This window comes from Acinetobacter sp. YH12027, from assembly GCF_013420085.1.
Classification (GTDB): domain Bacteria; phylum Pseudomonadota; class Gammaproteobacteria; order Pseudomonadales; family Moraxellaceae; genus Acinetobacter; species Acinetobacter amyesii.
On sequence record NZ_VOYW01000027.1, the window covers coordinates 1 to 26,208 of the forward strand.

General features: G+C 41.1%; 30 protein-coding genes. 28 read left to right on the forward strand and 2 right to left on the reverse strand.

Annotated elements, in window-relative coordinates:
- Positions 1-211: 211 nt before the first annotated feature.
- Entirely contained in the window at positions 212-1,519 is a 1,308-nt protein-coding gene (locus tag FTT94_RS10740) for a peptidylprolyl isomerase (RefSeq protein ID WP_180170777.1), read from the reverse strand.
- On the reverse strand, positions 1,519-3,990 hold the full coding sequence (locus FTT94_RS10745) for an LPS-assembly protein LptD (protein WP_180170778.1): 2,472 nt from the start codon (positions 3,988-3,990) through the stop codon (positions 1,519-1,521). The genes FTT94_RS10740 and FTT94_RS10745 overlap by 1 nt, the downstream gene beginning before the upstream one ends.
- A 120-nt stretch (positions 3,991-4,110) precedes the next feature.
- On the opposite strand from FTT94_RS10745, the gene FTT94_RS10750 reads away from it, so the two are divergent.
- The 28 genes from FTT94_RS10750 (at position 4,111) to pyrF (ending at position 26,143) form a co-directional block, all read left to right on the forward strand.
- A complete protein-coding gene (locus FTT94_RS10750) occupies positions 4,111-5,124 on the forward strand; it encodes an aminoglycoside phosphotransferase family protein (RefSeq protein WP_180106236.1) in 1,014 nt (337 codons plus the stop codon).
- Positions 5,124-5,813 (forward strand): N-acetylmuramate alpha-1-phosphate uridylyltransferase MurU, encoded by a 690-nt coding sequence (gene murU, locus FTT94_RS10755; protein ID WP_180007341.1) that lies wholly within the window; start codon positions 5,124-5,126, stop codon positions 5,811-5,813. Before FTT94_RS10750 ends, murU begins: the two co-directional genes overlap by 1 nt.
- Positions 5,814-5,897: 84 nt before the next feature.
- Positions 5,898-6,530: a 16S rRNA (guanine(527)-N(7))-methyltransferase RsmG gene (gene rsmG, locus FTT94_RS10760; RefSeq protein WP_180110651.1), complete on the forward strand. Its 633-nt coding sequence runs from the start codon at positions 5,898-5,900 to the stop codon at positions 6,528-6,530.
- A gap of 24 nt (positions 6,531-6,554) precedes the next feature.
- Positions 6,555-7,337 carry a ParA family protein gene (locus FTT94_RS10765; RefSeq protein ID WP_180170779.1) on the forward strand — a complete coding sequence of 261 codons (783 nt, stop codon included), beginning with the start codon at positions 6,555-6,557 and terminating at the stop codon, positions 7,335-7,337.
- Positions 7,334-8,221, forward strand: coding sequence for a ParB/RepB/Spo0J family partition protein (locus tag FTT94_RS10770; protein WP_111885065.1), 888 nt, complete (start codon positions 7,334-7,336; stop codon positions 8,219-8,221). Before FTT94_RS10765 ends, FTT94_RS10770 begins: the two co-directional genes overlap by 4 nt.
- A 31-nt stretch (positions 8,222-8,252) precedes the next feature.
- Positions 8,253-8,894 carry a MotA/TolQ/ExbB proton channel family protein gene (locus tag FTT94_RS10775; RefSeq protein ID WP_168378889.1) on the forward strand — a complete coding sequence of 214 codons (642 nt, stop codon included), beginning with the start codon at positions 8,253-8,255 and terminating at the stop codon, positions 8,892-8,894.
- Between the two features lie 13 nt (positions 8,895-8,907).
- The gene (locus FTT94_RS10780; protein ID WP_180010301.1) at positions 8,908-9,330 is read left to right on the forward strand and encodes a biopolymer transporter ExbD; all 423 of its coding nucleotides are present in this window, start codon (positions 8,908-8,910) and stop codon (positions 9,328-9,330) included.
- Complete coding sequence (msbA, locus tag FTT94_RS10785) at positions 9,330-11,057, forward strand: lipid A export permease/ATP-binding protein MsbA (RefSeq protein WP_180170780.1); 1,728 nt, start codon at positions 9,330-9,332, stop codon at positions 11,055-11,057. Before FTT94_RS10780 ends, msbA begins: the two co-directional genes overlap by 1 nt.
- Before the next feature lie 3 nt (positions 11,058-11,060).
- Positions 11,061-12,074, forward strand: coding sequence for a tetraacyldisaccharide 4'-kinase (gene lpxK / locus FTT94_RS10790; RefSeq protein ID WP_168378892.1), 1,014 nt, complete (start codon positions 11,061-11,063; stop codon positions 12,072-12,074).
- A 3-nt stretch (positions 12,075-12,077) separates the two neighbouring features.
- Positions 12,078-12,839, forward strand: a complete 762-nt coding sequence (gene kdsB, locus FTT94_RS10795; protein WP_180116606.1) for a 3-deoxy-manno-octulosonate cytidylyltransferase — start codon at positions 12,078-12,080, stop codon at positions 12,837-12,839.
- Positions 12,840-12,852: 13 nt separating this feature from the next.
- On the forward strand, positions 12,853-13,836 hold the full coding sequence (locus FTT94_RS10800; protein ID WP_180170781.1) for a DNA polymerase III subunit delta': 984 nt from the start codon (positions 12,853-12,855) through the stop codon (positions 13,834-13,836).
- A 15-nt stretch (positions 13,837-13,851) separates the two neighbouring features.
- Complete coding sequence (locus FTT94_RS10805; RefSeq protein ID WP_111885061.1) at positions 13,852-14,193, forward strand: PilZ domain-containing protein; 342 nt, start codon at positions 13,852-13,854, stop codon at positions 14,191-14,193.
- 31 nt (positions 14,194-14,224) lie between these two features.
- On the forward strand, positions 14,225-14,998 hold the full coding sequence (locus FTT94_RS10810) for a TatD family hydrolase (RefSeq protein ID WP_180054571.1): 774 nt from the start codon (positions 14,225-14,227) through the stop codon (positions 14,996-14,998).
- Positions 14,999-15,040: 42 nt separating this feature from the next.
- The gene (locus FTT94_RS10815) at positions 15,041-15,655 is read left to right on the forward strand and encodes a TetR/AcrR family transcriptional regulator (protein WP_168378896.1); all 615 of its coding nucleotides are present in this window, start codon (positions 15,041-15,043) and stop codon (positions 15,653-15,655) included.
- A gap of 9 nt (positions 15,656-15,664) precedes the next feature.
- A complete protein-coding gene (locus FTT94_RS10820; protein ID WP_180049347.1) occupies positions 15,665-16,222 on the forward strand; it encodes a type II secretion system protein in 558 nt (185 codons plus the stop codon).
- Positions 16,212-16,604 carry a type II secretion system minor pseudopilin GspI gene (gspI, locus tag FTT94_RS10825; RefSeq protein ID WP_180022530.1) on the forward strand — a complete coding sequence of 131 codons (393 nt, stop codon included), beginning with the start codon at positions 16,212-16,214 and terminating at the stop codon, positions 16,602-16,604. Before FTT94_RS10820 ends, gspI begins: the two co-directional genes overlap by 11 nt.
- A gap of 46 nt (positions 16,605-16,650) precedes the next feature.
- Complete coding sequence (gene gspJ, locus FTT94_RS10830; RefSeq protein ID WP_078193724.1) at positions 16,651-17,280, forward strand: type II secretion system minor pseudopilin GspJ; 630 nt, start codon at positions 16,651-16,653, stop codon at positions 17,278-17,280.
- A 39-nt stretch (positions 17,281-17,319) separates the two neighbouring features.
- Complete coding sequence (gene gspK / locus FTT94_RS10835; protein ID WP_078193662.1) at positions 17,320-18,267, forward strand: type II secretion system minor pseudopilin GspK; 948 nt, start codon at positions 17,320-17,322, stop codon at positions 18,265-18,267.
- Between the two features lie 130 nt (positions 18,268-18,397).
- Entirely contained in the window at positions 18,398-18,994 is a 597-nt protein-coding gene (locus FTT94_RS10840; RefSeq protein ID WP_180170782.1) for a 6-carboxytetrahydropterin synthase, read from the forward strand.
- Between the two features lie 36 nt (positions 18,995-19,030).
- Positions 19,031-19,744 carry a uracil-DNA glycosylase gene (gene ung / locus FTT94_RS10845; RefSeq protein ID WP_180170793.1) on the forward strand — a complete coding sequence of 238 codons (714 nt, stop codon included), beginning with the start codon at positions 19,031-19,033 and terminating at the stop codon, positions 19,742-19,744.
- Positions 19,741-20,862, forward strand: a complete 1,122-nt coding sequence (locus FTT94_RS10850; protein ID WP_180170783.1) for an enoyl-CoA hydratase/isomerase family protein — start codon at positions 19,741-19,743, stop codon at positions 20,860-20,862. The genes ung and FTT94_RS10850 overlap by 4 nt, the downstream gene beginning before the upstream one ends.
- Positions 20,863-20,869: 7 nt before the next feature.
- Positions 20,870-21,421 carry a tRNA adenosine(34) deaminase TadA gene (tadA, locus tag FTT94_RS10855; RefSeq protein ID WP_180170784.1) on the forward strand — a complete coding sequence of 184 codons (552 nt, stop codon included), beginning with the start codon at positions 20,870-20,872 and terminating at the stop codon, positions 21,419-21,421.
- A 26-nt stretch (positions 21,422-21,447) separates the two neighbouring features.
- Positions 21,448-21,879 (forward strand): SRPBCC family protein, encoded by a 432-nt coding sequence (locus tag FTT94_RS10860; protein WP_111885054.1) that lies wholly within the window; start codon positions 21,448-21,450, stop codon positions 21,877-21,879.
- Between the two features lie 17 nt (positions 21,880-21,896).
- Positions 21,897-22,580 carry a (d)CMP kinase gene (gene cmk / locus FTT94_RS10865; RefSeq protein ID WP_168378902.1) on the forward strand — a complete coding sequence of 228 codons (684 nt, stop codon included), beginning with the start codon at positions 21,897-21,899 and terminating at the stop codon, positions 22,578-22,580.
- A gap of 107 nt (positions 22,581-22,687) precedes the next feature.
- A complete protein-coding gene (gene rpsA, locus FTT94_RS10870) occupies positions 22,688-24,367 on the forward strand; it encodes a 30S ribosomal protein S1 (RefSeq protein ID WP_168378903.1) in 1,680 nt (559 codons plus the stop codon).
- Positions 24,368-24,529: 162 nt separating this feature from the next.
- Positions 24,530-24,832: an integration host factor subunit beta gene (locus FTT94_RS10875; RefSeq protein ID WP_067767464.1), complete on the forward strand. Its 303-nt coding sequence runs from the start codon at positions 24,530-24,532 to the stop codon at positions 24,830-24,832.
- Between the two features lie 24 nt (positions 24,833-24,856).
- Positions 24,857-25,222 (forward strand): lipopolysaccharide assembly protein LapA domain-containing protein, encoded by a 366-nt coding sequence (locus tag FTT94_RS10880; protein WP_078188931.1) that lies wholly within the window; start codon positions 24,857-24,859, stop codon positions 25,220-25,222.
- A 240-nt stretch (positions 25,223-25,462) separates the two neighbouring features.
- On the forward strand, positions 25,463-26,143 hold the full coding sequence (gene pyrF / locus FTT94_RS10885) for an orotidine-5'-phosphate decarboxylase (protein ID WP_180040242.1): 681 nt from the start codon (positions 25,463-25,465) through the stop codon (positions 26,141-26,143).
- Positions 26,144-26,208: the final 65 nt, after the last annotated feature.

A 26,208-nucleotide genomic window follows, 5' to 3' on the forward strand; every position in this document is an offset into this window, starting at 1 on the left:
ACTGAGGATCAGAAAGCTTGTTTGAATCGATGTATTTCATCCGCAGATTATGCACGAATGCTAAGAAATCCGGAGTGCAAATATTAACCAAAAAGAAGATCGTTTTTTGATTTATGAAAGAGATCTACTACAACTAATAATTACTACAACGCTGAATAATGATAAGAATCGACATAAAAAACCAGCCGAAGCTGGTTTTTTGTTTATTCACTTATTTCTTTTTACGATCTAGAGCAGGGTCTTTAATTTCAACATAGGCATTGTTGCGTATTTCACGTAACCAGCTGTCCAGTTCAGTGTCAAATTGACGCTCACCTAAAATCTGACGTGCCATACGTTCTTGTACTTCATGTGTCATGTCTTGTTGACGTGTATCTGTTACTTGCAGGATGTGCCAACCAAACTGAGATTGGAAAGGTTTGCTGATTTCACCTTTCGCTGTTGATTTCATCATCGCTTCAAATTCTGGAACCATAACACCTGGGCTAACCCAACCTAAACTACCACCATTGGCAGCAGAACCGGTGTCATTCGAGAATGTTGAAGCCAAGACAGCAAAATCTTCACCTTTTTGCAGGCGGTTATACAAGCTGTCTATCATTTGTTTTGCGTTTTCAGGACTCACCACTTCAGAAGGTTGAATCAAGATATGGCGAGTTTGGTATTGTGGAACAATGGCTTTTTGTTCGCCACCTTTACGGTCAACCAATTTTAAAACATGAACGCCATCACGTACTGAAATCAGTTCAGTGGTTTGACCGACTTGCAAAGGTGCTACACGTGCAGCAAGTTCATCTGGAATATCAGATAAGTTGCGGAAGCCCATATCTGCACCGTCAACTTTAATGTCTTTGGTGCTGTATTTGTTGGTAATCGCTTTAACATCGTTACTTGCTGCCAGTTCTTTGCGAATGTCTTCAGCGATTTTAACGGCATTATCACTGCTAGCAACGCGTACATGTAAGACGTGGACTTGATTACCTAGCGCAGCTTGACCTTGTGGTGAGCTTAAGAAGTTTTTCACATCTTGGTCACTGATTTGAATGCGAGAAGTGACTAACTGTTGGCGTAGGCGTTGTAACGCGATGTCTTCAGCGATACGTGCACGTAAACCAGCATAGGTATTTGGCGCAACAGCATCTAATTTTTGCTGAAATGCTTCTAAGCTTGGAGAACCTGCGTCTTTTGCAACTTTAAGTACGGCTTCATTGAGCGATTTTTCATCCGCTTTGACGTTATAGCGTTTCACTTGTTCAAGCTGTGCTTGGCGCGTAATTAGCTGTTCTAAAGCTTGTTGCTGCAAGTATTCGGTCGGTGGGACGGTTTGTTTTTTTGCTTGAAGTTGGTGAGTGATCTCGGCAATGCTTTGATCAAGATCACTACGAAGAATCACGCTATTGTCAACGACAGCTACAATTTCATCTTTAGGTTGCGCAGCAGCAAATACAGATACAGAAGTCGATAGGCAAAGTGCCAAAGCTGACGCTTTAAAAATTTGTTTTAACTGTTTTGTCTTCATTAACGTTCTGTCCAAGATTGATTAATATTGTTAAAACCCAACACTCGGTTTTCAAGCAAAGAGGTTAATTTATTGTTGAAGCCACCTAAACCTTTTAGGGTGAACTCCGCCATAATGGCACGTTTTGGTTTAACATCTGAAGATGTTACATCATCTAAATCGTTATAGTACGAACGACCATAAACTGAAACACCCCAGCAGCATGACTCGTAGTTCACACCAAGTAAATATTCACGCGCAATACTGTTGTCGAGGTCATATTGTGCATGACCGATAATACGCCAGTTATTGTGAATAGGTTGAATAAACGATGCTACTGCTTGGTCATAGCTGTCTTGGCGGTTCGGAATGTCTTTACGATAGAAATAACCGACATTGTATAAATTGCCTTTATTTCCTGTGTAATACATTTGAATATCGCGCTGAGCATTATCACCATTCGCCATCCATGCAGAATTGGCATTGACACTGATGCTGTCAGATAGCTGGCTAGAAATGCTCACGACAGGGCCAGTATGGCGTTCGGTATCAAATTTATCAGAGACGTTGTTTAGCGTGACGCGGCGGTCTTCAAAATAGAAACTTTGACCAACGCTAGCTTTTAAACGCTCAAGACCTACATCATCAAATAAACTATAGCTTAAACCTAGAGATGCGAAGTTGTTGTCTTCTAAACGGTCATTACCGTAGAAACGACGCGGGCTAAACAACTGGTCATAGTTAATTGATGCTGTGGTTGAGTCAAAGTTTGGGTTAGTGTCTTGGTTTTTGTATGGAGAATACGCGTAGAAGAAACGTGGCGTTAAAGTTTGTAGATAACGACCTTCGCGCTCCATCACAAGACCCGCATCTAAAGTAAATTGCGGTACAACGACCGACTTACTTTCATTTGATGAACTAATGTTTTGTGCATTAACGGTGTCTTGATCGTAAATCGTGTTGACATTACGAATCGTTGCTTCAGGAATCACAAATGACCAAGGAGTACGATAGTTATAACGCACACTAAAGTCGTTATAAATACGTGCACCACTTGGCTCATACATTGTCGCATCACTATTGTTTTGCGGAATATTATCGCCACGCAGATTCTTTTTAAAATATGCTGTATCGTTGTTAAATTCGTACTGTAAGCCGAGCGGATTACCAGTCTTGTAGTTCAGTAGGAATTGCGGCAAGCGCGCATACGGACGGTCTTCATCACTGACAGTTTTATCCAGTGTTTGGAAGTCTTCAACTTTAAGCTGTGCTTTTAGGCCGGGGATACCATTTTTATAATTGAGTTCCCATGCACGGCGTAAGTTCAGGTCAGTTTTTGAGTTTGGATTATTATTGAGATCTGAGAAATAGTCTTTATCAGATGCATAGTTATATTCTAAATTTGTCGTGAATTGATCGTTAATTTTCCAGTTATGGAGGAAATGTAAGTCTTTACGATCTTGATCGTCATACTTTTGGTCGGATGGTAAATAACCACCCCACACCATCCCTGAACCAAAGTTTTTGGTCAAATAACGGAATTCACCTTCCATCATTGCGCCACGGTCTGCAATATAACGTGGTGTTACCGTAGCATCATAGTTTGGCGCAAGGTTTAAATATACAGGTACTGCAAGCTCAATACCACCGTCATTGGTAAAACCAAAGCTCGGGGTCAAAATACCAGTGGTACGACGGTCATCAATCGGGAAGTTGAAATAGGGCACAGCCATCACAGGTACGTTTTTTACATATAATGTTGTACCTTTGGTTTCACCGCGGCCAGTTTCTTGATTCAGCTTAATTTTGTCTGCTTGAATTTTCCACGTTGGTTTTTCATCGGGTGGACAAGTGGTATAAACCGCATTTTCTAATTCTAGGGTTTCTGTTGAAGTGCGCGAAATTTTTTCAGCACGACCATGCGCATGCTGCTGTTCAGCAATAAAGAAACTGTTATTTAAATCACCTTGTTGGGTTTTTAAATTGTAATCAATTGAATCGCTTTGAGAAATTAGCCCAGACTGCGCCATTTGCACGCGGCCAGAAGCATTGGCGTAGGTTTGGGTTTTATCAATTTTGATTTGATCGGCACGAATTTGACGACCTTCTTGGTCAATCAGAACATTACCTTCAAGAATGGAGTCGCCATTCGGGTCAAAATGACCATAGTCAGCGGTAATGGTAGAGGTTGCATCTTCAGGTGCGACCGCTTTTGTCGTTGGCGCAACAGGGGTAATCCACGTGCCAGTACAAAATGCAGAACTTAATTGATTGGTGTTGCGAATCTGTGCTTCAGGTGCAGACTTATCGACATAATATTGTTCGAAGAACTGCTGCCCCGGATAAGCTTCTGAAATGCTTTGTTTGAGTTGTTCTGTATCGTCATCCGTGGACGGGTTTGAAACAGGTGCTGCATAGCTTGGTAACGAGCTACCACATAGAAGGGTTAAGATCGCAGTCGCTAAAGGATTAAATTTAAACTGATGCTTCATTTGTCTCATTAACCAGGTATGCTTAATCGCAATTAATTATTGTCGCATCATAGAGAAAAAGTTGATAAGTAGCTACACTTAGCACTTTAAAAACTCAGCCTGTATTAGAATTTATCGCAAATGAATACACAACGTGAACAATTGATACAAACATGGATTTCATCTGTACTCGATTCAGATCAATTTGAAATTAACTTCTTAGCAGGCGATGCAAGCTTCCGTCGTTATGCACGAATCAAATTGAATAATAAAACATTTATGCTCATGGATGCACCACCAGAAAAAGAAGATTGTGGTCCTTTTGTGTCGATTGATGAATTTTTTGATGCACATGGCGTGCGTGTACCACATATCGTGGCCAAAGACCTTGATCAAGGCTTCTTATTGTTAGAGGATTTTGGTGATGTTTTATTGTCCACGTTGTTGAATGATCAAACAGTAGACGCACATTATGCTCAAAGTTTTAAACAGTTGATTCAATTACAGTCAATTGATGGTACTGCTCATTTTCCTGCATATACCTATGAAAAGCTGATTTCTGAAATGGAGCTGTTAACCGATTGGTTATTGCCATCTCTACAAGTGCAGCCTACTGAAGAAGAATCGGCACTGATTAAACGTACCTTTGCTATCTTAGCCAATGCTGCATTGGCTCAGCCTCAAGTGATTGTGCATCGTGATTTTCATAGCCGTAATTTGATGGTACTTGATGGTGAGCAAGATCAGGGTGTGATTGACTTCCAAGATGCTGTGATTGGTGCAGATACTTATGATTTGATTTCTATTACACGTGATGCCTATGTGCAGTGGAATGCAGATCGCGTTTATGCATGGTTTAAGACGTTCTATGATTTGCTACCTGCATCGGCAAAAGAAGGTCGTAGCTTTGAGCAATTCAAACAAGACGCAGACCTCATGGCGATTCAACGGCATATCAAAATTTTAGGTATTTTTGTGCGCTTATTTGAGCGTGATGGTAAGTCGGGTTATCTCAAAGATTTGCCGCGCGTGATGTGGTATTTACTCGAAGAAAGTAAACCGTATGCAGAATTACAACCTTTTATGCAATTTATTCAGGCTAAAGTATTGCCGAAATTTGAAGCCAAATACGGCACTTATGAGGTTGTTGCATAATGAAAGCCATGATTTTAGCGGCGGGTCTCGGAAATCGGATGCGCCCTTTAACATTGTATAAGCCAAAGCCGTTGCTTGAAGTGGGTGGAAAACCACTGATTGTTTGGCATATAGAAAAGCTAAAAAAAATTGGCGTAACTGAAATCATCATCAATTCTGCATGGCTTGCAGATATCCTGATTGGTACTTTGGGTGATGGTTCGCAGTTTGGTGTAGATATTCGTTGGACACGTGAAGCGGAAGGTTTGGAAACAGCTGGTGGCATTATTAATGCTTTACCTTTGCTTGGGACAGAACCGTTTATTTTAGTCAATGGTGACGTTTGGACGACTTACGATTTTTCAGCCTTGCTCAATGTTGAGCTAAAAGATGATTTGGCACACTTGGTTTATGTGACTAATCCAACGCAACATCCAAAGGGTGATTTTATCTTGGATGCAGGGCGTAGTTATACCTTTGAGCAAGAACATGCAGGCGAGGCACTCACCTATAGTGGGATCGCGGTCATTCATCCAAATATGTTTGATGGATTGGAAGCGGGCAAGCGTCCGCTCGCACCTTTATTGAAAGAAGCTATGTTGGATGGAAAAATTTCTGCAGAGAAAATGCAAACTGCATGGGTTGATGTTGGCACACCTGAGCGTTTAAGTGATCTAGATCTACAGATTCGCCAAGGCATGTACGATTAAGTGCATATTCGCTAAGCGTTAGCTGCTGTTCCACGGCTTAGAAATCGGTATACTTCAGTTAATTTTTATTGAGATGTCTTCTTTATGCATCCTTTTTTTCAAGACTTAAAGCAAGGTAGTCAAAAGCTTGGCTTAGATTTGAGTGAAGAAGCATTAAATCTATTGCTGAAATACCAAGATGCCCTAGTGCTGTGGAACAAAGCGTATAACTTGACCGCTATTCGTGATCCTAAAGAAATGTTAGTTAAGCATTTATTGGATAGCTTAAGTATCCTAAATGATTTGCCTGTAGGTCGTTTATTGGATATCGGTACGGGTGGTGGCATGCCGGGCATGATCATTGCACTGTGTCAGCCTGAACGTGAATGTGTGCTTTTAGATGCCAACGGTAAAAAAATTCGATTCTTAAAACAATTTATTGCTGACTTAAAACTAAAAAATGTCATTGCGGTACAAACACGTGTCGAAAATGAAGACAGCATTAATGAACTGGGGCAGTTTGATGTGATTACCAGTCGTGCTTTTGCATCGTTAACGGATTTTGTGGATGCGTCTAAACCGTATATGCATGCGCAAAGTATTATCGCGTCGATGAAAGGCTTAATTCCTGAAGAAGAAGTTGAAACACTGAAAAGTGATTTCAAGATTGATATCGTTGCATTAAAAGTTCCACGACTTGATGAGCAACGTCATTTAATTTTTCTTAAACGTATTTAAAATTTTCAAAGGACTGGGGTTACCATGGCTCAAATTATTGCGATTGCAAACCAAAAGGGTGGCGTAGGTAAAACCACAACGGCTGTGAACTTGGCTGCATCTTTAGCCATATTAAAAAAACGAGTTTTACTTGTGGACATGGATTCACAAGGCAATGCCACGATGGGTTCGGGCATTCAAAAAAATGATTTGCTGTATTCAGTCACAGATGTCTTACTCGGCGAAGTGCCGATTGAAACCGCCATATATAAAGCGGAAGTGGGCTATAAAGTTTTAGGTGCAAACCGTGACTTGGCCGGTGTTGAACTGGCGATTGCGGATCAAGACGGTCGTGAGTTTATTTTGTGTGAAGCGTTGGCAAGTGTTGAAAAAGACTTCGACTATATTATTGTCGATTGTGCGCCAAGTTTAAGTTTGATCACTGTCAATGCCCTTGCAGCGGTACGTGCGGTGCTGATTCCAATGCAGTGTGAATATTATGCCTTGGAAGGTTTGGCTGACTTAACCCAAACTATTGACCGTATTCAGCAAGCTTTAAACCCGGATCTAGAGATCGTGGGTGTACTTCGTACCATGTACGATGCGCGTAATGCCTTAACACGTGATGTGTCTGCTGAGCTTGAACAATACTTCGGTCAGAAACTTTATGACACGGTTATTCCGCGTAATATTCGTTTGGCTGAAGCGCCTGCGCACGGTTTGCCAGTGATTTATTTTGAAAAAAGCTCGAAGGGTGCAGTTGCTTATTTGAACTTGGCAGCTGAGATGTTAAAAAAAACCAAAGTAAAAAAAGGAACTAAAGCATGACCGTAAAAAAACGCGGACTGGCTAAAGGTCGTGGTCTGGATGCCTTACTCGGCTCAATTCAAAAAGAAAAACTACAGCTCGAAGCAAAAGCTTTAGATCATGGACAGTTAAAACAAATTGATGTGCATTTATTGAAACGCGGCGAGTATCAACCGCGTCGTTTCATTAAAGAACAAGATTTACAAGAACTTGCTGCATCGATTGAAAAGCATGGCGTCATGCAACCAATCGTCATTCGTCCTGTAGAAGATGAAAAGCATCCCTACGAAATTATTGCTGGTGAGCGTCGTTGGCGTGCGGCTCAGCTTGCAGGTTTAACTGAAGTTCCAGCCATTGTTCGTGACTTGAGTGACCAAGTGGCAATTGCCTTGGCATTGATTGAAAACATTCAACGTCAAGATTTGAACCCAATCGATCAAGCCATGGCTTTACAACGCTTCCATGACGAGTTTGGTTTAAGTCATCAAGAGATTGCCGATACGGTAGGTAAAGCACGTACCACGATTAGTAACTTACTACGCCTCTTGTCTTTAGCGGATCAAGTCAAAGACTTTATGCAGCAAGGTTTGCTCGATATGGGGCATGCACGTGCGATCTTGACGTTAAAAGCCAAAGATCAGCTTAAAGTTGCTGAAATGGTGATTGAAAAAAGTATGTCTGTACGTCAAACCGAACAATTTGTTCGTGATTTGAATGCACCAAAACAACAAAAAGCTAAACCAATTGTTTCATCAGACATTCAACAACTGACACAACGTCTCTCTGATCGTTTCAGTGCAGACGTGAAAATTGATCATAATAAACAAGGGAAAGGCAAGCTGGTGATTAGCTACCATACTCTTGAAGAGCTAGATGGCATTTTAAATATTTGTCTAGCTGAATAATTTTTAAATTCGATTTATTGGGGAAAATCAAATGTGGGAATTAGTCAAAGCGGGCGGGTGGTTAATGATCCCGCTCGTCATTTGTTCGATCTTTACGGTAGCCATTACCATTGAGCGTTTTATTCGTTTAAAAAAATCAATGGTGTTGCCAAAAGACTTGATGATGAATGTGAACACATCAGTGAAAGATGTGGTGCAGCAGCTAAAGCAAAGTCCAACTTTACAGCAAAGTACATTGGGTCGTGTCTTGGATGCAGGTTTTGCCAGTAAAGATCAAAACGAGCAATATGCACGTGCGCAAATGGAAGTCACAGCGTCACAAGAAATTGGTTATTTAGAAAAAAATATCAACTTTTTGGGCACCTTAAGCGCTGTTGCACCGTTACTAGGTTTGTTGGGTACGGTGATCGGTATCATTGAAGCATTCTTAATGATTGATATTGGTACCAATAGTGATCCAGTGTTGATGATGCCGGGTATTTCTAAAGCCTTGATTACCACTGCTGCCGGTATGTTAATTGCTGTGCCTGCATTATTTGCGCATCGTTATTTCCAACGTTTGGTTCAGGAATATGTGGCTGAGTTAGAACAGCAGTCGACATTATTTCATGCCGCTTTGTTTTATAAAAAAACACCTGAAGTAGAAAGTCAGGACATTCAGAAAGCCAGCTGAGTGGAGACTGCGCATGAAATTTAAACGTCGTCAGGTTGAAGATATTCATATCAACCTCACACCGATGATTGACTGTTTGATGTTTATTTTGGTGTTCTTGTTGCTCTCGACTACCTTTAATCAGATGAGTCGAATGAACCTCACTTTGCCAGATGCACAAGGTGTTCCACCTAAAAACTATGATCAAAAAATTGAAGTTGTGGTGGATTCATCAGGCCATTATTCTGTCAATGGTCAGTCATTGGCCAGTAAAGAAGTTTCTGATTTGAATACTGCAATTAAACAGACAGCCAATGATCGTCGTGATTTAATGTTTGTGATTGCCGCAGATGCAAAAGCAACACATCAAGATGTGATTCGGGTGATGGATGTTGCAGGTCAACTTGGATTTGTGAATGTCAACATCAGTACTAAAGTTCCAACTCGAGGTTATTAGTGAAGCACGATTTTAAGGTCTATTTACGCCTATTAAGTTATTTAAAACCTTTTTGGGGAATCGGCCTGCTGGTTTTGCTTGGTTTCGGTATTAATGCTGCGACAGAAGTTTCTGTCGCAAAATTATTGGAACGCATTATTGAAGCCATTCAAAACAAAGATCAAAGCTTTACAACCTTATTTCCACTCTTGGTGGTTTTATTGATGTTCTTCCGTGGACTCGGTTTGTTCATGGGGGGATACTTTACCGCAGTGATTTCTCGAAACTTAATCTTTAATATTCGTCAGCAAGTGTTCGCAAAACTCATGCGTTTGCCTTCGCAATATTATTTAGATAATTCGAGCGGTCATATCACTGCAAAAATTATCTATAACGTTGAACAGTTGACGGCAGCATCATCTGAGTCACTGAAAACGATTGTACAACAGGGTCTGATTACCATCGCATTATTGGGTTATTTGCTGTATACCAACTGGCGTTTAACTCTATGTATTTTAATTTTTGGCCCAATTATTGGGCTGATCATTCGTAAAGCGTCGAAACGCATGCGTAAATTATCCATGCAAGTACAAAGTACCATGGGTGACGTTAACCATGTGGTGCAAGAGACAGTACAAGGCAACTTGGTAGTGAAGGGCTTTGCAGGGCAAGATTATGAACAAAAACGTTTTTATGAAAGCTCAATGGAGAACTTACGCCGCGGCTTAAAAATGGTTGTGGTGCAGCAACTCAATAGCCCAATTGTTCAGCTGATTATGTCGATCGCGCTCAGTATCGTGATGTATATCGCGCTACGCCCAGAGATTCTACAAGATACAACAGCAGGTGAGTTTGTAGCGTATATCACTGCCGCAGGTATGCTGAGTAAGCCGATTAAAACCTTAACGGATGTCAATGAAAAACTACAACGAGGCATGGCAGCAGCTTATTCAGTTTTTGAATTGCTTGATATGCCTGAAGAAGTAAATAACGGCACGCTGAAGCCTGCTTTGAAAGGTGATGTCGAATTTAAAAATGTTAATTTGATCTATGCCGATGGTCACCATGCGATTCATGACTTCAATTTAAAAGTGAATGCAGGGCAAACTGTTGCATTGGTTGGGCGCTCAGGTGCAGGTAAAACCTCACTGGTCAATCTGTTGGTGCGTTACCAAGAGGTATCCTCAGGCCAATTGTTGCTTGATCAGCATGATATTCACGACATAGAGCTCAATAGCTTGCGTACTCAGATTTCGATGGTCAATCAGCAAGTGGTTTTGTTTAACCGTACAGTGCGTGAAAATATTGCTTATGGTCAGCTCGAGCATGCAACAGATGAACAAGTCATTGCTGCTGCCAAAGCTGCATTTGCACATGATTTTATTATGGACTTACCGCAAGGTTATGACACACCATTGGGTGCCCAAGGTTTAAATCTATCTGGTGGACAACGTCAACGGATTGCAATTGCTCGTGCGATTTTGAAAAATGCACCGATCTTAATTTTAGATGAAGCGACCAGTGCGCTCGATAACGAATCTGAATTTTTCATTCAGCAAGCATTTGACGCTGCGATGCAAGATCGTACTACGATCGTGATTGCGCATCGTTTATCGACCATTGAAAATGCAGACTGTATTGTGGTGATGGATAAAGGGCGTATTATTGAACAAGGTTCGCATACGGAATTGATGGCACAACGTGGTGCATATTACCAACTTCATCAGCGTAATTTTGAGGAAAATTAAGTCATGTCTTTTACACAATTGATTCAGGATGCTTGGAATGAACAGGCAAAGTGGCTCGTTGTGTTTAGACCTTTGTCATGGCTTTATCGTGGCGGCTTTTTACTCAATAAAAAACTCTATCAATCAGGTATAAAGCAAAGCTATAAAGCGCCCATTCCAGTCATGGTCATTGGTAACATCACAGTCGGTGGAAGTGGTAAAACCCCTTTGCTCATTCACTTGGTTAGTTATTTAAATAGCTTAAAGCTGCGTGTTGGTGTGATTAGTCGTGGCTATGGTGGTCAAGGACCATTTCCGGCCTATGTGGATTTAGATTCGACGGCTGAAATCGTGGGTGATGAACCGAGCTTAATCGTTCAGTCTACAGGTGTGCCGATGGCGGTCGGTCCAAATCGCCAACAAAGTATTGAGTTGCTGCTATCTAAGCATGAATTGGATTTGATTATCTGTGATGATGGTTTGCAGCATTGGGCGCTTCAACGCCAGTTGGAGTGGATCGTACTGGATAATAACCGTGGTTTAGGCAATGAAAAATTATTACCTGAAGGTTATTTGCGTGAACCGAAAAAGCGCCTTGCCAGTGGAACGGTCATTGAGCATTCAGCAGATCCAAGTTCTCCACTGAATATGCACCTAGAAGCGGCGCAGCCTTATTTGCTCAATAAAGATCTTGTGACGACATTTGATGCAAATAAAGATTTTTATGCCGTAGTGGGTATCGGTTTTCCGCAACGATTTTATAAAACCCTAGAAAACATGGGGATTCATCAATTTCAATGTCATGAATTCCCAGATCATTATGAATATGAACTGAGTGATTTGCAGTTTGAAGATGCCAATCCCATCATTACCACTGAAAAAGATGCAGTTAAAATTTTAGCGATCCTCAAAAATAATCCAGATTTTAAAAGAGAAATATGGGTTGTTCCTGTAGATGCAGTGTTGTCACCTGCGTGTTATGAAACTTTGCATGCGCAGTTGAAAAAACTGGGTCTGAAACTTCCCGAAGGCATTTAATTTATGAAACATATTGTTATTCCTGCACGTTTTTTAAGTTCACGTTTACCGGGTAAGCCTTTACTTGAAATTCATGGTCGTCCGATGATTTTACGTGTGGTCGATCAAGCCAAAAAAGTTGCAGGATTCGATGATCTTTGTGTCGCTACAGATGATGAGCGTATTGCAGCAGTGTGTCGTGCAGAAGGGGTTGATGTGGTACTGACCTCTGCAGAGCATCCATCAGGGACAGATCGTTTAAGTGAAGTTGCATGCATCAAAGGTTGGGCGAGTGATGACATTATTGTCAATGTGCAAGGTGATGAACCTTTGCTTCCCGCTCAATTGGTAAAACAAGTTGCACAATTACTTGTTGATCAACCGACATGTTCGATGTCGACGCTCTGTGAGCCGATTCATAGTCTAGATGAGTTTCAACGTGACAGTATCGTCAAAGTGGTGATGTCAAAGCACAATCAAGCGCTGTATTTTAGCCGTGCGACTATTCCTTATGACCGTGATGGTGCAAAGCAAGCTGAACAAACCTTGCATGATCAGGCTTATCGTCATTTAGGCCTATATGCATACCGCGTAAAACTCCTACAAGAATATGTCACTTGGGATATGGGTGTGCTGGAAAAATTAGAAAGCCTTGAACAATTACGCGTTTTGGAAAATGGTCACCGTATTGCCATTGCTGTGGCAGAAGCGAACCTTCCACCGGGCGTAGATACTCAAGCTGACCTTGATCGTTTGAACCAAATGGATGTTTCGAACTTCGAATAAGGTTAAACGATTTATGCAAAATGAAATTGTGGCGCAAGTGTACCCTTGGCAGAAAAATACATGGAATACATTAACCAGCCGTTTTCCACAATTGGGACATGGCGTGCTTTTGTATGGCAAAAAAGGCTGTGGTAAAGAGGCATTTGCAAAACAATTTCTTGCATGGGTGCTGTGTCAAAAACGTGATGAGCGAACTGAGCCGTGTGGTGAGTGCGGGAGTTGCCAGTGGTTAAAGTCAGATACACATCCAAATTTTGTCCATATCAGTACAGATGAAGACAATAAAAAGCAAAACGCCAAAATTAAAATCGAGAAAATTCGTGATTTATTGCCTTTTGTACAGCAAACCGTAGACGGTTGGCGAGTTGTGTTGATTGAGCCTGCTGAAGCATTAAACATTGCATCATCAAATGCATTGCTGAAAACATTGGAAGAGCCGGGCGAGCGGATTGTGATTATGTTATTGGCAGAGCATTATTTGAAATTGCCGGCAACCATTCGCAGTCGAATGCAGCACTATGCATTGGATCGTATTGAACCGGAACAATCACAGCAATATTTACAGCAGCATTTGCCCGATAGTGGTGAAACCCAGCGCAAAGTTCTCATGAACTTAGCTAGTCAAATGCCATTACAAGCGATTTCATTGGCAAGTAGTGAATGGCTAAATATGCGCCAAGAGTTTCTACAAGATTGGCAAAAACTTGTGACACAAAAAAATATGCCGATGGCAATTGCGACCAAGTGGAATAAAGCTCTGAGTTTTAGTGATTTTAGTCAAATGTTTGAATACTTGTTGTCCGATATAATTTGTGTCAAGCTAAATCAATCCATAAAAAATATAGATTTGGATTTTGGGGTGTTGGCAGAGCAATATTCGCTCGAAACACTCTTTGGGATTTATACAGAATTACAGCAGTCTAAGCGGTTCATCGAGCAGAACGTACAGGGGAATCTGGTCGTAGATGAGCTTTGCATCAAACTGATGAATGTTTAATTAAGGGGAAACATCATGCAACCACGTATGGGCGGGATCGTTCACGCTAATATTCCAGATGTGGAAACACTTTTTGCGAGCTACATGCCTTATGTCGTTGGTGGCGGTTTATTTGTACCATCAAAGCAAGCTGTGAAAATGGGTGATGAGGTTTTCTTATTGGCGACTTTGCCTGAACAAAGTATAAAAATTCCTTTGACAGGAAAAGTAATTTGGATTTCGCAAAAGCAAAATGGTATTAAACCACAAGGCTTTGGGATTCAATTAAGCGGCGAAAAAGGCGTTTATTTTAAAACAGAAGCAGAACGTTTACTTGCAGGGCTTAAATCTGAGGGGCGTAGAAGTTACACTATGTAGTTACAACTGTGAAGACTTGTAGGTACATATTGTGTTTGTAGATACCCATTGCCATTTAACCATGCTCGACCTAAGCCCTTATGAGGGTAATTTAGATCTTGCATTGGATCAGGCTCGTCAAGCCGGGGTCTCAAAATTTATGAGTATCTCGGTTGATCTAGATGACCATATCGAACTTTCAAAAATTGCTGCACGTCATGCCGATGTAGGTTATTCCGTTGGGGTACACCCATGTGAAGATCCTGCAACGATGGCTCGGGCAACAGAAGAATATCTCATTGAATTAGCACAAGCTGAAAAGGTTTGGGCGATTGGTGAAACAGGGCTGGACTATTTTCATAGTACAGACTTTATTGCAGAGCAAAAAGAATGCTTTGCCCGTCATATTCACGCATCGCAAGCCGTAAAAAAACCGGTGGTTGTACATACCCGTTCTGCAAAGCATGATACGGTGGATATTATCCGTGCAGAGAAATCTACTCACGGTATTTTGCATTGTTTTACTGAAGATTGGGAAACGGCAAAAGCTGTCTTAGATTGTGGATATTACGTGTCATTTTCAGGCATTGTTTCTTTTAAAAATGCACAAGATTTGCGTGATGTGGCCAAGCAAGTACCATTGGATCGAGTGCTGATTGAAACTGATAGTCCATACCTTGCACCGATGCCCTATAGAGGAAAGTCTAATGAACCAAAATACGTTCCCTATGTAGCCAAAGCCTTAAGTGATGTATATGATAAGTCAATTGAAGAGATGGCTTTCATTACAATGCAAAACTTTGAAAATCTCCTCAATCTTAAGTAAATAATTTGAATTGATATAAGAGTAAGAGAGTATAGGGTGAAGATGGATCGTCAAGCTCAGTTTAGAGCAAGAGAGGCATTAATTTTCCAAGTGGCAGAGCAGCTGCTATTGGAAAATGGCGAAGCAGGGATGACACTAGATGCGCTAGCGGCAGAACTCGACTTGGCAAAAGGGACGTTATATAAACATTTTCAAAGTAAAGATGAACTATATATGTTGCTCATTATTCGTAATGAACGCATGTTATTGGAAATGATTAAAGACACCGATAAAGCTTTTCCTGAACACCTTGCTTTCTTTATGTTGCATCACTTACATCACCCAGAACGTACAGTGTTGTTTCACCAAATTGAAGAGCGTTTATCGACAACGGGTGTGGGTATTCAGCACTTGTTTAGTGAACTATATCAAGTGCGCAAACAACGCCTACGATTGATCATTCGTATGACTGAGCGTTATTTGGAGTCGATTCAAAGTAGCATGCCAGTACGTGATTATCTTGCTTCGATTTGGTCACTTACACATGGCGCCGCAGCAATTTTGAACTCTAGTTTTTATCAGCGTTATTTGGGTTCAAGAGACACCTTGCGGGTTGCTTATATTGATCAAGCCTTGGCCTTACCAAAACAAGTGCATGCGGTTGCTCAATTCGCTTAAAGGCTGCTTATGAAAAGTGCATCACCATCATCGGTTCGTGGATTCACCCTCGTAGAATTGATGGTGGTGATTGTGATTATGGGCATTATGGCCTCATTGGTGCTTTTAAATATCGGTGGGACAGATCAACGCAAAGCCATGCAGGCACGTGAAGTGTTTGTAATGGATCTGAAACGAATTTTACGCGATGCAAATGATCAAGCATTGATATTGGCCCTACAGCAAAAAGCTGGAACGGATGTCAATACCCAAAGCTATGCGGTACAAGAATATTTACCAGAACAAAAACGTGTAGAAAATAGTATTTTAAATCAGAATAATAAATGGCAAAACTATAAAGACTTTGAAACCCGAGTATTGCCTGAAAATGTCTCTTTTACGATTCAGCCTTTAGATCAGCAGTATGAAAATGCCAATAATGATGATTTGTTAAATACCAATGCACCCAAGTTGATATGGTTGGGCAACGGTGAAGTAAAGCCTGTACGTATACAGTTTTATTTTGAAGAACGTGCCATTGGTAATGAAATCGAAATTGATCATTTAGGGAAAGTCAATGCGGGCTAAAGGGTTTACGCTACTTGAAGTCATGGTGGCATTGGCGATTTTTGCGACTGCGACAATGGCTTTGTCTAATGTTGCGATGCAATATACACAGTCGACAGCACACGCAATTTTAAGAAATAAAGCACAATTCGTTGCGCTGAATGAAATCGCTAAGATGGAAATCAATCGTGAATGGATGACGGGTACTGCATCAAAACAAGTCACTGAACAAGGCGAACAATGGCAAATTGACAAAAAAGCCCAAGCCACCATTAGTCCAAATGTACAACGGATTGATATCCAAGTGAGTTTGATGAATGCTGAAACAGGCGATGTTGAAGCAGGGATTAGCAGTTTGGTGTTCTTTAACTATAAGGCTCCGTTGGATGAAAATAATAACTAGAAAAAAACGTACATCTCAAGATATGCCTGTGCTTGTACAGCAAGGAATGAAGAATCAAGCAGGATTTACCTTAGTTGAACTTTTGGTTGCGATTGCCATTTTTGCAGTACTATCTGCATTGGGCTGGAAGGTTTTTGATTATGTCTCGAAAGTGAAAGAACGAAACGCAACCCATGAGGCACGGCTCAGTCAGTTGCAAGATGCCCATCAGCAGATACTCAGAGACACGGTACAAGCTGTGCCTTTAACTGCCAATATTAATGGAGATATTCAACCAGCGCTGGTGTTGCAAAATGGCCGATTTAATTTCAGTAAGACTGGTGTCACTGACCCATTAAATCAGGGTATTGCACCTGATGAGCGAGTGGAATATCAATACAAAGCTGATGAAAAAAAATTGTATCGGCTAAAGTTTAAAAATCTAAACCAAACGGGGCATGATCAGCCAGATTCGAGTGTGTTACTAGATAATGTAGAGCAATTTAAAATCACGGTACTCAATCCAAATGAGTTAGAGAATTGGCCAGATGCTGCCGCTGATTTGAATAATGAAAAAACCATACAACTGTTACCGCGGGGTATCAGGATGCAACTCACAGTTGATGGGACAAACTACGAATGGTTATTCAGTTTGTTAAATACTGATTTTTTATTGGATAAAAATAAGAATGGTTAACGGTCAGGTTGTGGGGTCATTTGAAGTTCGGAGTTGCTTATGAAACAGCAACGCGGCATTGCTTTATTAACCATCCTGATGATGGTGGCTTTGGCAACCATTGTTGCAGCAGGCATCGCAAAACAACAAGCCAATACTTCTGAAAATACCGCCTACGTGATGCGCCAAAATCAATCGATGTTATATGCGAAAAGTGCCGAAGCATTTTTTGCCGAACTTCTGGTAAATGATGCTGAAAATGCAGGGCAGGTGGATCATTTACAAGAAAATTGGGCTCAGCCCATGCCTGCTTTTCCAGTGGAAGGTGGAACTGTTGCAGGTGTGCTCCAAGATGAATCTGGCAAATTTAACCTCAATAGTTTGGTTTCAGAGGAGGGTGTGGTAAATGACAAAGCAAAGTTATGGTTTGAAAAAATATTGCAGCGTGTTGGTTTACCCGCGGAATTAAGTCAAGCTGTGATCGATTGGCAAGATGAAGATGATGAGACCTCTGGCCCGATGGGAGCTGAACTGGCGTACTATCGTGGTTTAAATAATGCGGCACTACCGCCAAATGCAAAATTTCATAGTGTGGAAGAGTTGAAATCAGTCCGTGGTTTTGAAGGTGCTCAATATAAACTGATTGCACCCTATGTGAGTAGCTTGCCCTCGCATGAAACAACGGTAAACATTAATACCGCTCCTGCATTTTTGTTGGCAACCATGGATGATCGTTTAGATGTCAATGCAGTCGAACAAGCTTTGCAACAAAAAGCTGCCAAATTTGAACATTTTGAAAATATCAATGATTTATGGGCAATGGAGCCATTTGCACAGGTGAGCACAGAAAATCGAGAAGTTTTAAACTCACAATTGGGTGTGCAGTCGAACTATTTTAAAGCGCAAATTGAAATTATTTTAAATGAAAGAAAGCGTCAATTTACCAGTGAGTTAGTGCGAAAAGATAAAGATGTATATGTGGCTTTTCGCAGTATGGCACCATTTTAGGTCTTAAATATCGCTAAATTTTCATGATGCCTTTTCCCAATTGTGCTGAACAGCAAAATTAATGCCTCTTGTTAGACTTTTGCATTATAATCTCTGAGAACCCATAGATTATTTGATTGCATTACGACATATGTTAATTCGTAAGTTATTTAAGTTTGAAAACGCGCATATCGTGCGTAATTGCACGTCAGACCGCTGCAAACGTTCCATTCATGGACACAGTTATAAAGTCGAACTATTACTCAAAGCGTCGAAACTTGACCATGGACAAATGGTTTACGATTTCGGTTTGCTCAAAGGGGTTATTAAAGACTTATTTGACAGTTTTGATCATGCGATTTGTTTTTGGCAACATGATGATGCCGAGTATATTCGTGCCTGCAAGCAGTTCAGCGCACGTTGGGTTGAACTACCCGTATCGCCTTCAGCAGAACAGTTTTCACGGATCTTCTTTTACTTGGCACAACAAGTTCTAAAATCAACAGAAACTCAAAATGGTGAGGGTGATGTTGAAGTGTATTCTGTGATCGTACATGAGACGGACACAGGCTATGCGCAAAGCTTTTTAGAAGATATCGACAACGCACAAATGGGGCTGTTGCAGTTAGATCAAATCGTTTTCTCCGAACAGGTTCAGTCGGAATGGAACGATACTCAGATGTATGAAAAATTAAAACAGGGTCAAAAATTTTTAAACCCTGCAGTTGATTTACAAATTAGAATTTAAGTAAATATTTGGTTTTATTAGGATTGGTTAACAGTGATGTCTTTAACAGAAGAGCAACAAGCAAAACTCGCTAAAGTGCAGCTTGAGCCTAGCTGGAAATATGCCCTAAGTGAGTTTTTGCTTAGCCCCCGCATGGATGAGTTAAAAGACTTTCTGCTACAACAAATGAAACAGGATAAAGTGATTTATCCACCGAATCCGCTGATTTTTAATGCCTTAAACACGACGCCTATGGCGAATGTAAAGGTGGTGATTTTAGGCCAAGACCCGTATCATGGGCCAAATCAGGCACATGGTTTAAGCTTTTCGGTACAAAAGGGGGTTGCATTACCACCTTCTTTACGTAATATTTTCCATGAGTTAAATACCGACCTTGGGGTACCAGTGTCAAAACATGGGGACTTAACACGCTGGGCAGAACAAGGTGTTTTGCTTTTAAATGCGGTACTGACTGTTGAGGCTGGGCAACCAACTTCACATCAAAAACGTGGCTGGGAAGATTTTACAGACCATGTGATTGATGTTTTAAATGAACAACGTGAGCATATTGTCTTTATTTTATGGGGGGCATATGCACAGCGTAAGGGACAACGCATTGACCAAAATAAGCACTTGGTGCTAAAAGCCGCGCATCCATCACCTTTGGCTGCAAACCGCGGTGGTTTTTTTGGTTGTAAGGTGTTCTCAAAAAGTAATAATTATCTTAAACAAAATGGCATTGAGCCAATAGACTGGCAGCTGGACGCATGACTTATTCTCCCGTTTCAAAAAATTATCACCCAGATCTGATTGTGGAAGAAGCGAAAAAGGGCTGGCGCATTGTTCGCCTGAATCGCCCAAAATCGCTTCATGCATTAGATGAATCTATCTGTACAGCATTGCTTGAAGTCTTTCAGGACTTTCAACATGATGATGCTGTTAAAGCGATTTGGTTGGATTCCACTACGCCGAAAGCATTTTGTGCAGGTGGCGATGTACGCAAATTGCGACAATTGGTGGTCAATGATGAAGTTGAAACGGCGAATAAATTCTTTGAACAAGAATATGCCCTAGATTTGCTGCTGCATAACTATGCAAAGCCGATTTTGGTTTGGGGCGAAGGTTATGTCATGGGCGGTGGTTTAGGTCTATTTATGGCCGCACCTTTCCGTTTGGTGACACCTTATTCGCGTTTAGCAATGCCTGAAATTAATATCGGTTTGTATCCAGATGTAGGTGCGACGCGTTTCCTAGCTGACCGTGGTGCTATTGGTTTGTTTACGGGATTAACAGGCTCGATTATGACCGCAGCAGGTGCTTATGGTATCGGCTGGGCAACCCACATTTGCGATGCACAGCGTGATAACGTACTTGAAACTGTCATCAATATTGATTGGGATCATTATCCAGCGGGCGATTTCCGTGCCATTGATGACACTTTAAATAGTATGCATCGTCCTGTGGGGCCGGGCCCATTACAAAATTCATTAGATGTGATTCAGAGTGTGTGCCGTGGGCACAATTTTGAACATGACTATGAATCAATTATTGGTTTAAGCGATGCACGCAGTGATTGGCTACGCCAAGCCAGTGAAAATCTGCAAAAAGGTTCACCTGCAACCGCAGCATTAACATGGTTATTGTGGCAGTGGGGGAAAAAAGTGCATTCTTGGAATGAAGTGTTTGAACTAGAAACTCAAATTTCAGAGTGGAAAATTCGTCATGCGGACTTTGTGGAAGGTGTGCGTGCACGTCTTGTTGATAAAGATCTCTCCCCAGAGTGGAAAAAAGGTACAGACCTTTCCCTTAAAGGGATTTTGGCTGACTATCCTCCTGTAACCAATATTGACAGTTGGAATGCACTGTTAAGACAGTATGGTGTAATTTAGTTAATTGATGTCTGAACAAAACCAACATAGTGATGAGCATTGGATGCAGCTTGCTTTCGAGCAAGCTGCGCAAGCTGCCGAATTGCAAGAAATTCCTGTAGGCGCAGTCATTGTGAGTCAAAATCAAGTCATAGGTGCAGGGTTTAATGCGCCGATTTCTCTGAAAGATCCAACCGCACATGCGGAAGTACAAGCTTTGCGTCAAGCTTGTTTAAATATCGATAATTACCGTTTACCCGACGACGCAACCTTATATGTAACTTTGGAACCATGCACAATGTGTGTGGGCGCTTTGGTACATTCGAGAATTAAGCGTGTGGTATTTGCAACGACTGAGCCTAAAGCAGGTTCTTTAGTCAGTTCGCGTCAATTATTAAATTCAGGCTACTATAATCATATCTTTGAGTTTGAGCATGGTTGCCTACAAGAGAAATGCTCCCAACAATTAAGTGATTTTTTTAAAATGCGTCGTGAACAAAAACGACTGATGAAGTTACAGGAAAAAGCCACTTTGACTGAACTTAATTTAAAAAATCAAGTAAACTCTACTGACAATTAATATTGTCAAATAAAATAGGGTACACCATGAAATCCATTCAAGTAAAAAAAGAATTTAATGCACCGGTCGAGCAAGTTTTTGAATTGCTTTCAAAACATTCGACCTATAACGTGGCTTTTGCGCCGATTCAAGTGGTGCGCGTTAAAGATTCAGCGGATCCTGAACGTCCTGATGGCGTAGGTTCTGTACGTCGTATGGGCTTTGGGCCAGTGAAGCCGTTACAAGAGCAAATAACCTTGCTTGAGCCAAACCAACGCATTGAATATAAAATTATTAAAAACCCATTGGTGAAACATCATTTGGGTGTGATTCAATTCGAAGCGATTGATGCTGCGCGTACTTTAGTCACTTATACGATTGAATTACAGGCGCGTGCGCCATTCGTTAGTCAGTTAATCCTTGCGCAACTGAAGTCAGCGATTAAAATTGGTTTTTCAAAACTTGCAAAAACCGTATAAACAAAAGTGGAAGAGCAATGACAGTTCAAATCATTACAATTGATGGCCCAAGTGGCTCAGGTAAAGGAACATTGGCAGCTAAAATTGCGGCACATTATCAGTTCCACTTACTCGACTCAGGCGCGTTATATCGTCTGTTGGGATTGTCATTGCATAAGCAAGACTTAATTGATGCATTAGACTCAAAGCTCGATGAATGCGTAAAAATTGCAACAAATTTAGACATACAATTTGTGACAAATGAAGCTGGTGTTTCGGTGCTTTTAGACGGTGAAGATGTCTCAAAAGTTATCCGTACTGAGAGAGTTGGAGAGTTTGCTTCAAAAGTTGCTGCAATTCCTGCACTTAGAACTGCGCTTTTGGAACGTCAGCATGCCTTTGCCCAAGCACCTGGTTTGGTTGCAGATGGCCGTGATATGGCAACAACGATTTTTCCAAATGCCCAAGCCAAGATTTATTTAACGGCTTCTGCTCAGTCCCGTGCGGAGCGCCGTGTAAATCAGTTGCAGGCTATGGGCGTGGATGTTAAAATAAACGACATTTTAGCTAATATCGAAGCGCGTGATAAGCGAGATATGGAACGCACAGTCGCTCCACTCAAGCCTGCGCCAGATGCTTATTTCATTGATAGTTCAACTTTGAGTATTGATGAAGTATTCACGCTGATGACGAATTACATCGATCAGCAATTAGCAAACTAAAGAATTTTCAGCAGAAGCATAGCTTGATCAGTCTTATACGGACTATGTAGACGCTTAATTAAACCGGCCTTGTCTGATCCAAGACCGCTGACTTTACTAGGTATATCATGACCGAATCTTTTGCAGCCCTCTTTGAAGAAAGCGAATTAAACCTCAACGTTGAAAAGGGTGCTGTCATCCAAGGCGTTGTAGTAAATATCGACTCTGACTGGGTAACAGTTGACACTGGCCTTAAATCAGAAGGTATTGTTGACCGCGCTGAATTCTTAAATGAACAACGTGAACTTGAAGTTCAAGTTGGCGACACTGTTGACGTAGTTGTTGAAGCTCTTGACAACGGTATGGGTCAAACAGTTTTATCACGTGAAAAAGCGAAACGTGCTGAAACTTGGACTAAACTTGAAAAAATCTTTGAAGACGGCGAAATCGTTACTGGTGTTATCTCTGGTAAGGTTAAAGGCGGTTTCACTGTTGACATCGGTCCAGTTCGTGCGTTCCTTCCAGGTTCTTTAGTTGATACTCGTCCTATTCGTGATACTACTCACTTAGAAGGTAAAGAGTTAGAATTTAAAGTAATCAAACTAGATGCTAAACGTAACAACGTTGTTGTATCTCGTCGTGCTGTTATGGAAGCTGAATCTTCAGCTGACCGTGAAGCTCTTCTTGCTCAGCTTGAAGAAGGTCAAACAGTTACTGGTACTATCAAAAATCTTACTGACTACGGCGCGTTCGTTGACCTTGGCGGTATTGATGGTCTTCTTCACATCACTGACATGGCTTGGAAACGTATCAAGCACCCTTCAGAAGTTGTTGAAGTTGGTCAAGAAGTTACTGTTAAAGTACTTAAATTCGACCGCGAACGTAACCGCGTATCTTTAGGCCTTAAACAATTAGGCGAAGATCCATGGTTAGCGATCATGAACCGTTACCCTAAAGGTTCTATCGTTAAAGCTCGTGTAACTAACTTAACTGACTACGGTTGCTTCGCTGAAATCGCTGAAGGCGTTGAAGGCTTAGTACACGTTTCAGAAATGGACCACACTAACAAAAACATCCACCCATCTAAAGTTGTTCAGATCGGTGACGAAGTTGACGTTATGGTTCTTGAAGTTGATGAAGAGCGTCGTCGTATTTCTCTTGGTATCAAACAAACTCGTGCTAACCCATGGGAAGAGTTTGCTAAAGAACACGACAAAGGTGAAAAAGTTTCAGGTACGATCAAGTCAATCACTGACTTCGGTATCTTCATCGGTTTACCAGGCGGTATCGATGGTCTAGTTCACTTGTCTGACATTTCTTGGAACGAACAAGGCGAAGAAGCTATCCGTCGTTACAAGAAAGGTGACACAGTTGAAGCGGTTATCCTTTCAGTAGACGCTGAAGGCAACCGTATCAGCCTTGGCATCAAACAAATGAACAGCGATCCGTTCAACGATTTCTTAGCTGCTAACGAACGCGGTGCGCTTGTTAAAGGTACTGTAACTGCAGTTGACGCTAAAGGCGCTACTGTTAAGTTAGCTGACGAAGTTGAAGCGACTCTTAAAGCATCTGAAATCAACCGCGACCGCGTTGAAGATGCAACTAAGTTCCTTGAAGTTGGTCAAGAAGTTGAAGCTAAAATCATCAACGTAGACCGTAAATCACGTTCTATCAACTTGTCTATCAAAGCGAAAGACGAAGCTGAAGAAAAAGAAGCGGTAGCTAACTTGAACAAGACAGCTACAGCATCTTCAGACAATGGTCCTAAGACTATTGGTGATTTGATCAAAGCTCAAATGAACCACTAAGTAAGTGTTTGAATTGTATTATTAATGTAAATTAATTAATATTTTTTACACAATTACTGTAACGGTAGCGTAGTAAGTGATTATTACGCTACCGTTTTGTATTTAAACAGGTTATTATCAGGAAACTGATCCTAGGTAGCTTGATAATTAAAGAGGTCGCAGATGACTACTGAAGCACTTAATAAGTCTGACTTAATAGAGCGTATTTCTCTTAAAAACCCACACTTAGCTGAACCCTTAGTGGAAGAGGCCGTTAAGATAATGATCGATCAAATGATCGAAGCGTTATCTACAGACAACCGAATTGAAATCCGTGGTTTTGGTAGTTTTGCATTACATCACCGTGAACCACGTGTGGGTCGTAACCCAAAAACAGGTAAATCAGTAGAAGTTGCAGCAAAAGCTGTACCGCACTTTAAACCTGGTAAAGCTTTACGTGATGCGGTAAACGAATCTGCAAACTAATTCAAAACATTGTTAGGGGTGTTTATGCGTTACGTATTGGTCGTAATTTTACTGGTTCTATTTGGATACTCATTGGCTTTGGTTCTGCAAAACGGAACTGAACTTTCAGTCGATTTGTTATTTACACAAGTGCCTGCAATGCGTTTAGGGCTTTTATTGCTATTAACCTTGTCTTTAGGTTTGGTGTTAGGTCTTTTATTGGCAGTGCAAGTATTTCGAGTATTTCAAAATAACTGGGAAATTAAACGTCTACGTAAAGATATTGACCGCCTACGCAAAGAGCAAATTCAAACTGCTCAACTGGCTGCTGCTGAAGCGGCTGCACATACGCGTCATGAAAAGACAGTTTTAGATATTGATGCGAATGAGCGTCCTTCTAACCCGTTATAATTGGGTTTTAGAAGTAAATTAACTACTTTTATGAGTAGATTTAAATTTTATATTTAACACTCCGGTGGATCATCGGGGTGTTTTTTTATGGGCTGAAAAAATAAAACGCTTATCTCAAATAAAATAATGAGATAACTCAATTCAAATTAATCATTTCAAATAACATGAGTTTTATGACTTTCTGATCAAGTTGAATCCATCTATAATGCACTAATTTTGTCAAAATGAAGGGTAAGTCTCTTGAGTATCATCGTTGCACTAGATGCTAAAAGCCAATATGACGCACTTACAATTGCAGAGCAGTTAGATCCTGCATTATGTCGAGTTAAGGTTGGTAAAGAGTTATTTACCCATGAGGGTCCAAGTGTCGTTAAGGCATTGCATGATAAAGGTTTTGAAGTATTTCTAGATCTAAAATTCCACGATATTCCAAACACTACAGCGCAAGCAGTTTGTGCAGCTGCGGATATGGGTGTGTGGATGGTGAATGTTCATGCTTCAGGTGGTCGTAAAATGATGGAAACCTGTGTTGAGCGTTTAAAGACGGGTAACTATAACACTCAGCTGATTGCAGTAACGGTATTAACCTCGATGGGCCGTGAAGATCTTGCGGATTTAGGTTTAGATGTTGAACCCTTTGAACATGTGAAACGTCTTGCGACTTTAACGAAAGAAAGTGGTTTAGATGGTGTAGTGTGTTCGGCACAAGAAGCAAAAATGCTGCGTGAGACTTTGGGTGCTGAGTTTGCTTTAGTGACACCGGGTATCCGTCCTGCGGGTTCTGCTGCTGATGATCAAAAACGAATTGTGACACCTAAACAAGCCATGCTCGATGGTTCTACACATTTGGTGATTGGTCGTCCGATTACCAAATCGGACAATATGCGTCAGACTTTAAAAGATATTTTAGCGACACTTTAATATTTACCTTCTCTCTCTAACTCTCTCCCAAAGGGAGAGAGAAAGTCCTCTGCCTTTGGGAGAGG

Bases quoted from the DNA above. Each gene is read 5' to 3' on its own strand.
- FTT94_RS10745 (WP_180170778.1), bottom strand. From the start codon at position 3,990: ATGAAGCATCAGTTTAAATTTAATCCTTTAGCGACTGCGATCTTAACC.
- murU (WP_180007341.1), top strand. From the start codon at position 5,124: ATGAAAGCCATGATTTTAGCGGCGGGTCTCGGAAATCGGATGCGCCCT.
- FTT94_RS10765 (WP_180170779.1), top strand. From the start codon at position 6,555: ATGGCTCAAATTATTGCGATTGCAAACCAAAAGGGTGGCGTAGGTAAA.
- FTT94_RS10860 (WP_111885054.1), top strand. From the start codon at position 21,448: ATGAAATCCATTCAAGTAAAAAAAGAATTTAATGCACCGGTCGAGCAA.
- gspJ (WP_078193724.1), top strand. From the start codon at position 16,651: ATGAAGAATCAAGCAGGATTTACCTTAGTTGAACTTTTGGTTGCGATT.
- gspK (WP_078193662.1), top strand. From the start codon at position 17,320: ATGAAACAGCAACGCGGCATTGCTTTATTAACCATCCTGATGATGGTG.
- cmk (WP_168378902.1), top strand. From the start codon at position 21,897: ATGACAGTTCAAATCATTACAATTGATGGCCCAAGTGGCTCAGGTAAA.
- FTT94_RS10775 (WP_168378889.1), top strand. From the start codon at position 8,253: ATGTGGGAATTAGTCAAAGCGGGCGGGTGGTTAATGATCCCGCTCGTC.
- FTT94_RS10750 (WP_180106236.1), top strand. From the start codon at position 4,111: ATGAATACACAACGTGAACAATTGATACAAACATGGATTTCATCTGTA.
- rpsA (WP_168378903.1), top strand. From the start codon at position 22,688: ATGACCGAATCTTTTGCAGCCCTCTTTGAAGAAAGCGAATTAAACCTC.
- FTT94_RS10780 (WP_180010301.1), top strand. From the start codon at position 8,908: ATGAAATTTAAACGTCGTCAGGTTGAAGATATTCATATCAACCTCACA.
- FTT94_RS10840 (WP_180170782.1), top strand. From the start codon at position 18,398: ATGTTAATTCGTAAGTTATTTAAGTTTGAAAACGCGCATATCGTGCGT.
- FTT94_RS10880 (WP_078188931.1), top strand. From the start codon at position 24,857: ATGCGTTACGTATTGGTCGTAATTTTACTGGTTCTATTTGGATACTCA.
- FTT94_RS10850 (WP_180170783.1), top strand. From the start codon at position 19,741: ATGACTTATTCTCCCGTTTCAAAAAATTATCACCCAGATCTGATTGTG.
- ung (WP_180170793.1), top strand. From the start codon at position 19,031: ATGTCTTTAACAGAAGAGCAACAAGCAAAACTCGCTAAAGTGCAGCTT.
- FTT94_RS10740 (WP_180170777.1), bottom strand. From the start codon at position 1,519: ATGAAGACAAAACAGTTAAAACAAATTTTTAAAGCGTCAGCTTTGGCA.
- kdsB (WP_180116606.1), top strand. From the start codon at position 12,078: ATGAAACATATTGTTATTCCTGCACGTTTTTTAAGTTCACGTTTACCG.
- FTT94_RS10800 (WP_180170781.1), top strand. From the start codon at position 12,853: ATGCAAAATGAAATTGTGGCGCAAGTGTACCCTTGGCAGAAAAATACA.
- lpxK (WP_168378892.1), top strand. From the start codon at position 11,061: ATGTCTTTTACACAATTGATTCAGGATGCTTGGAATGAACAGGCAAAG.
- rsmG (WP_180110651.1), top strand. From the start codon at position 5,898: ATGCATCCTTTTTTTCAAGACTTAAAGCAAGGTAGTCAAAAGCTTGGC.
- tadA (WP_180170784.1), top strand. From the start codon at position 20,870: ATGTCTGAACAAAACCAACATAGTGATGAGCATTGGATGCAGCTTGCT.
- FTT94_RS10770 (WP_111885065.1), top strand. From the start codon at position 7,334: ATGACCGTAAAAAAACGCGGACTGGCTAAAGGTCGTGGTCTGGATGCC.
- FTT94_RS10815 (WP_168378896.1), top strand. From the start codon at position 15,041: ATGGATCGTCAAGCTCAGTTTAGAGCAAGAGAGGCATTAATTTTCCAA.
- FTT94_RS10805 (WP_111885061.1), top strand. From the start codon at position 13,852: ATGCAACCACGTATGGGCGGGATCGTTCACGCTAATATTCCAGATGTG.
- gspI (WP_180022530.1), top strand. From the start codon at position 16,212: ATGCGGGCTAAAGGGTTTACGCTACTTGAAGTCATGGTGGCATTGGCG.
- FTT94_RS10875 (WP_067767464.1), top strand. From the start codon at position 24,530: ATGACTACTGAAGCACTTAATAAGTCTGACTTAATAGAGCGTATTTCT.
- FTT94_RS10820 (WP_180049347.1), top strand. From the start codon at position 15,665: ATGAAAAGTGCATCACCATCATCGGTTCGTGGATTCACCCTCGTAGAA.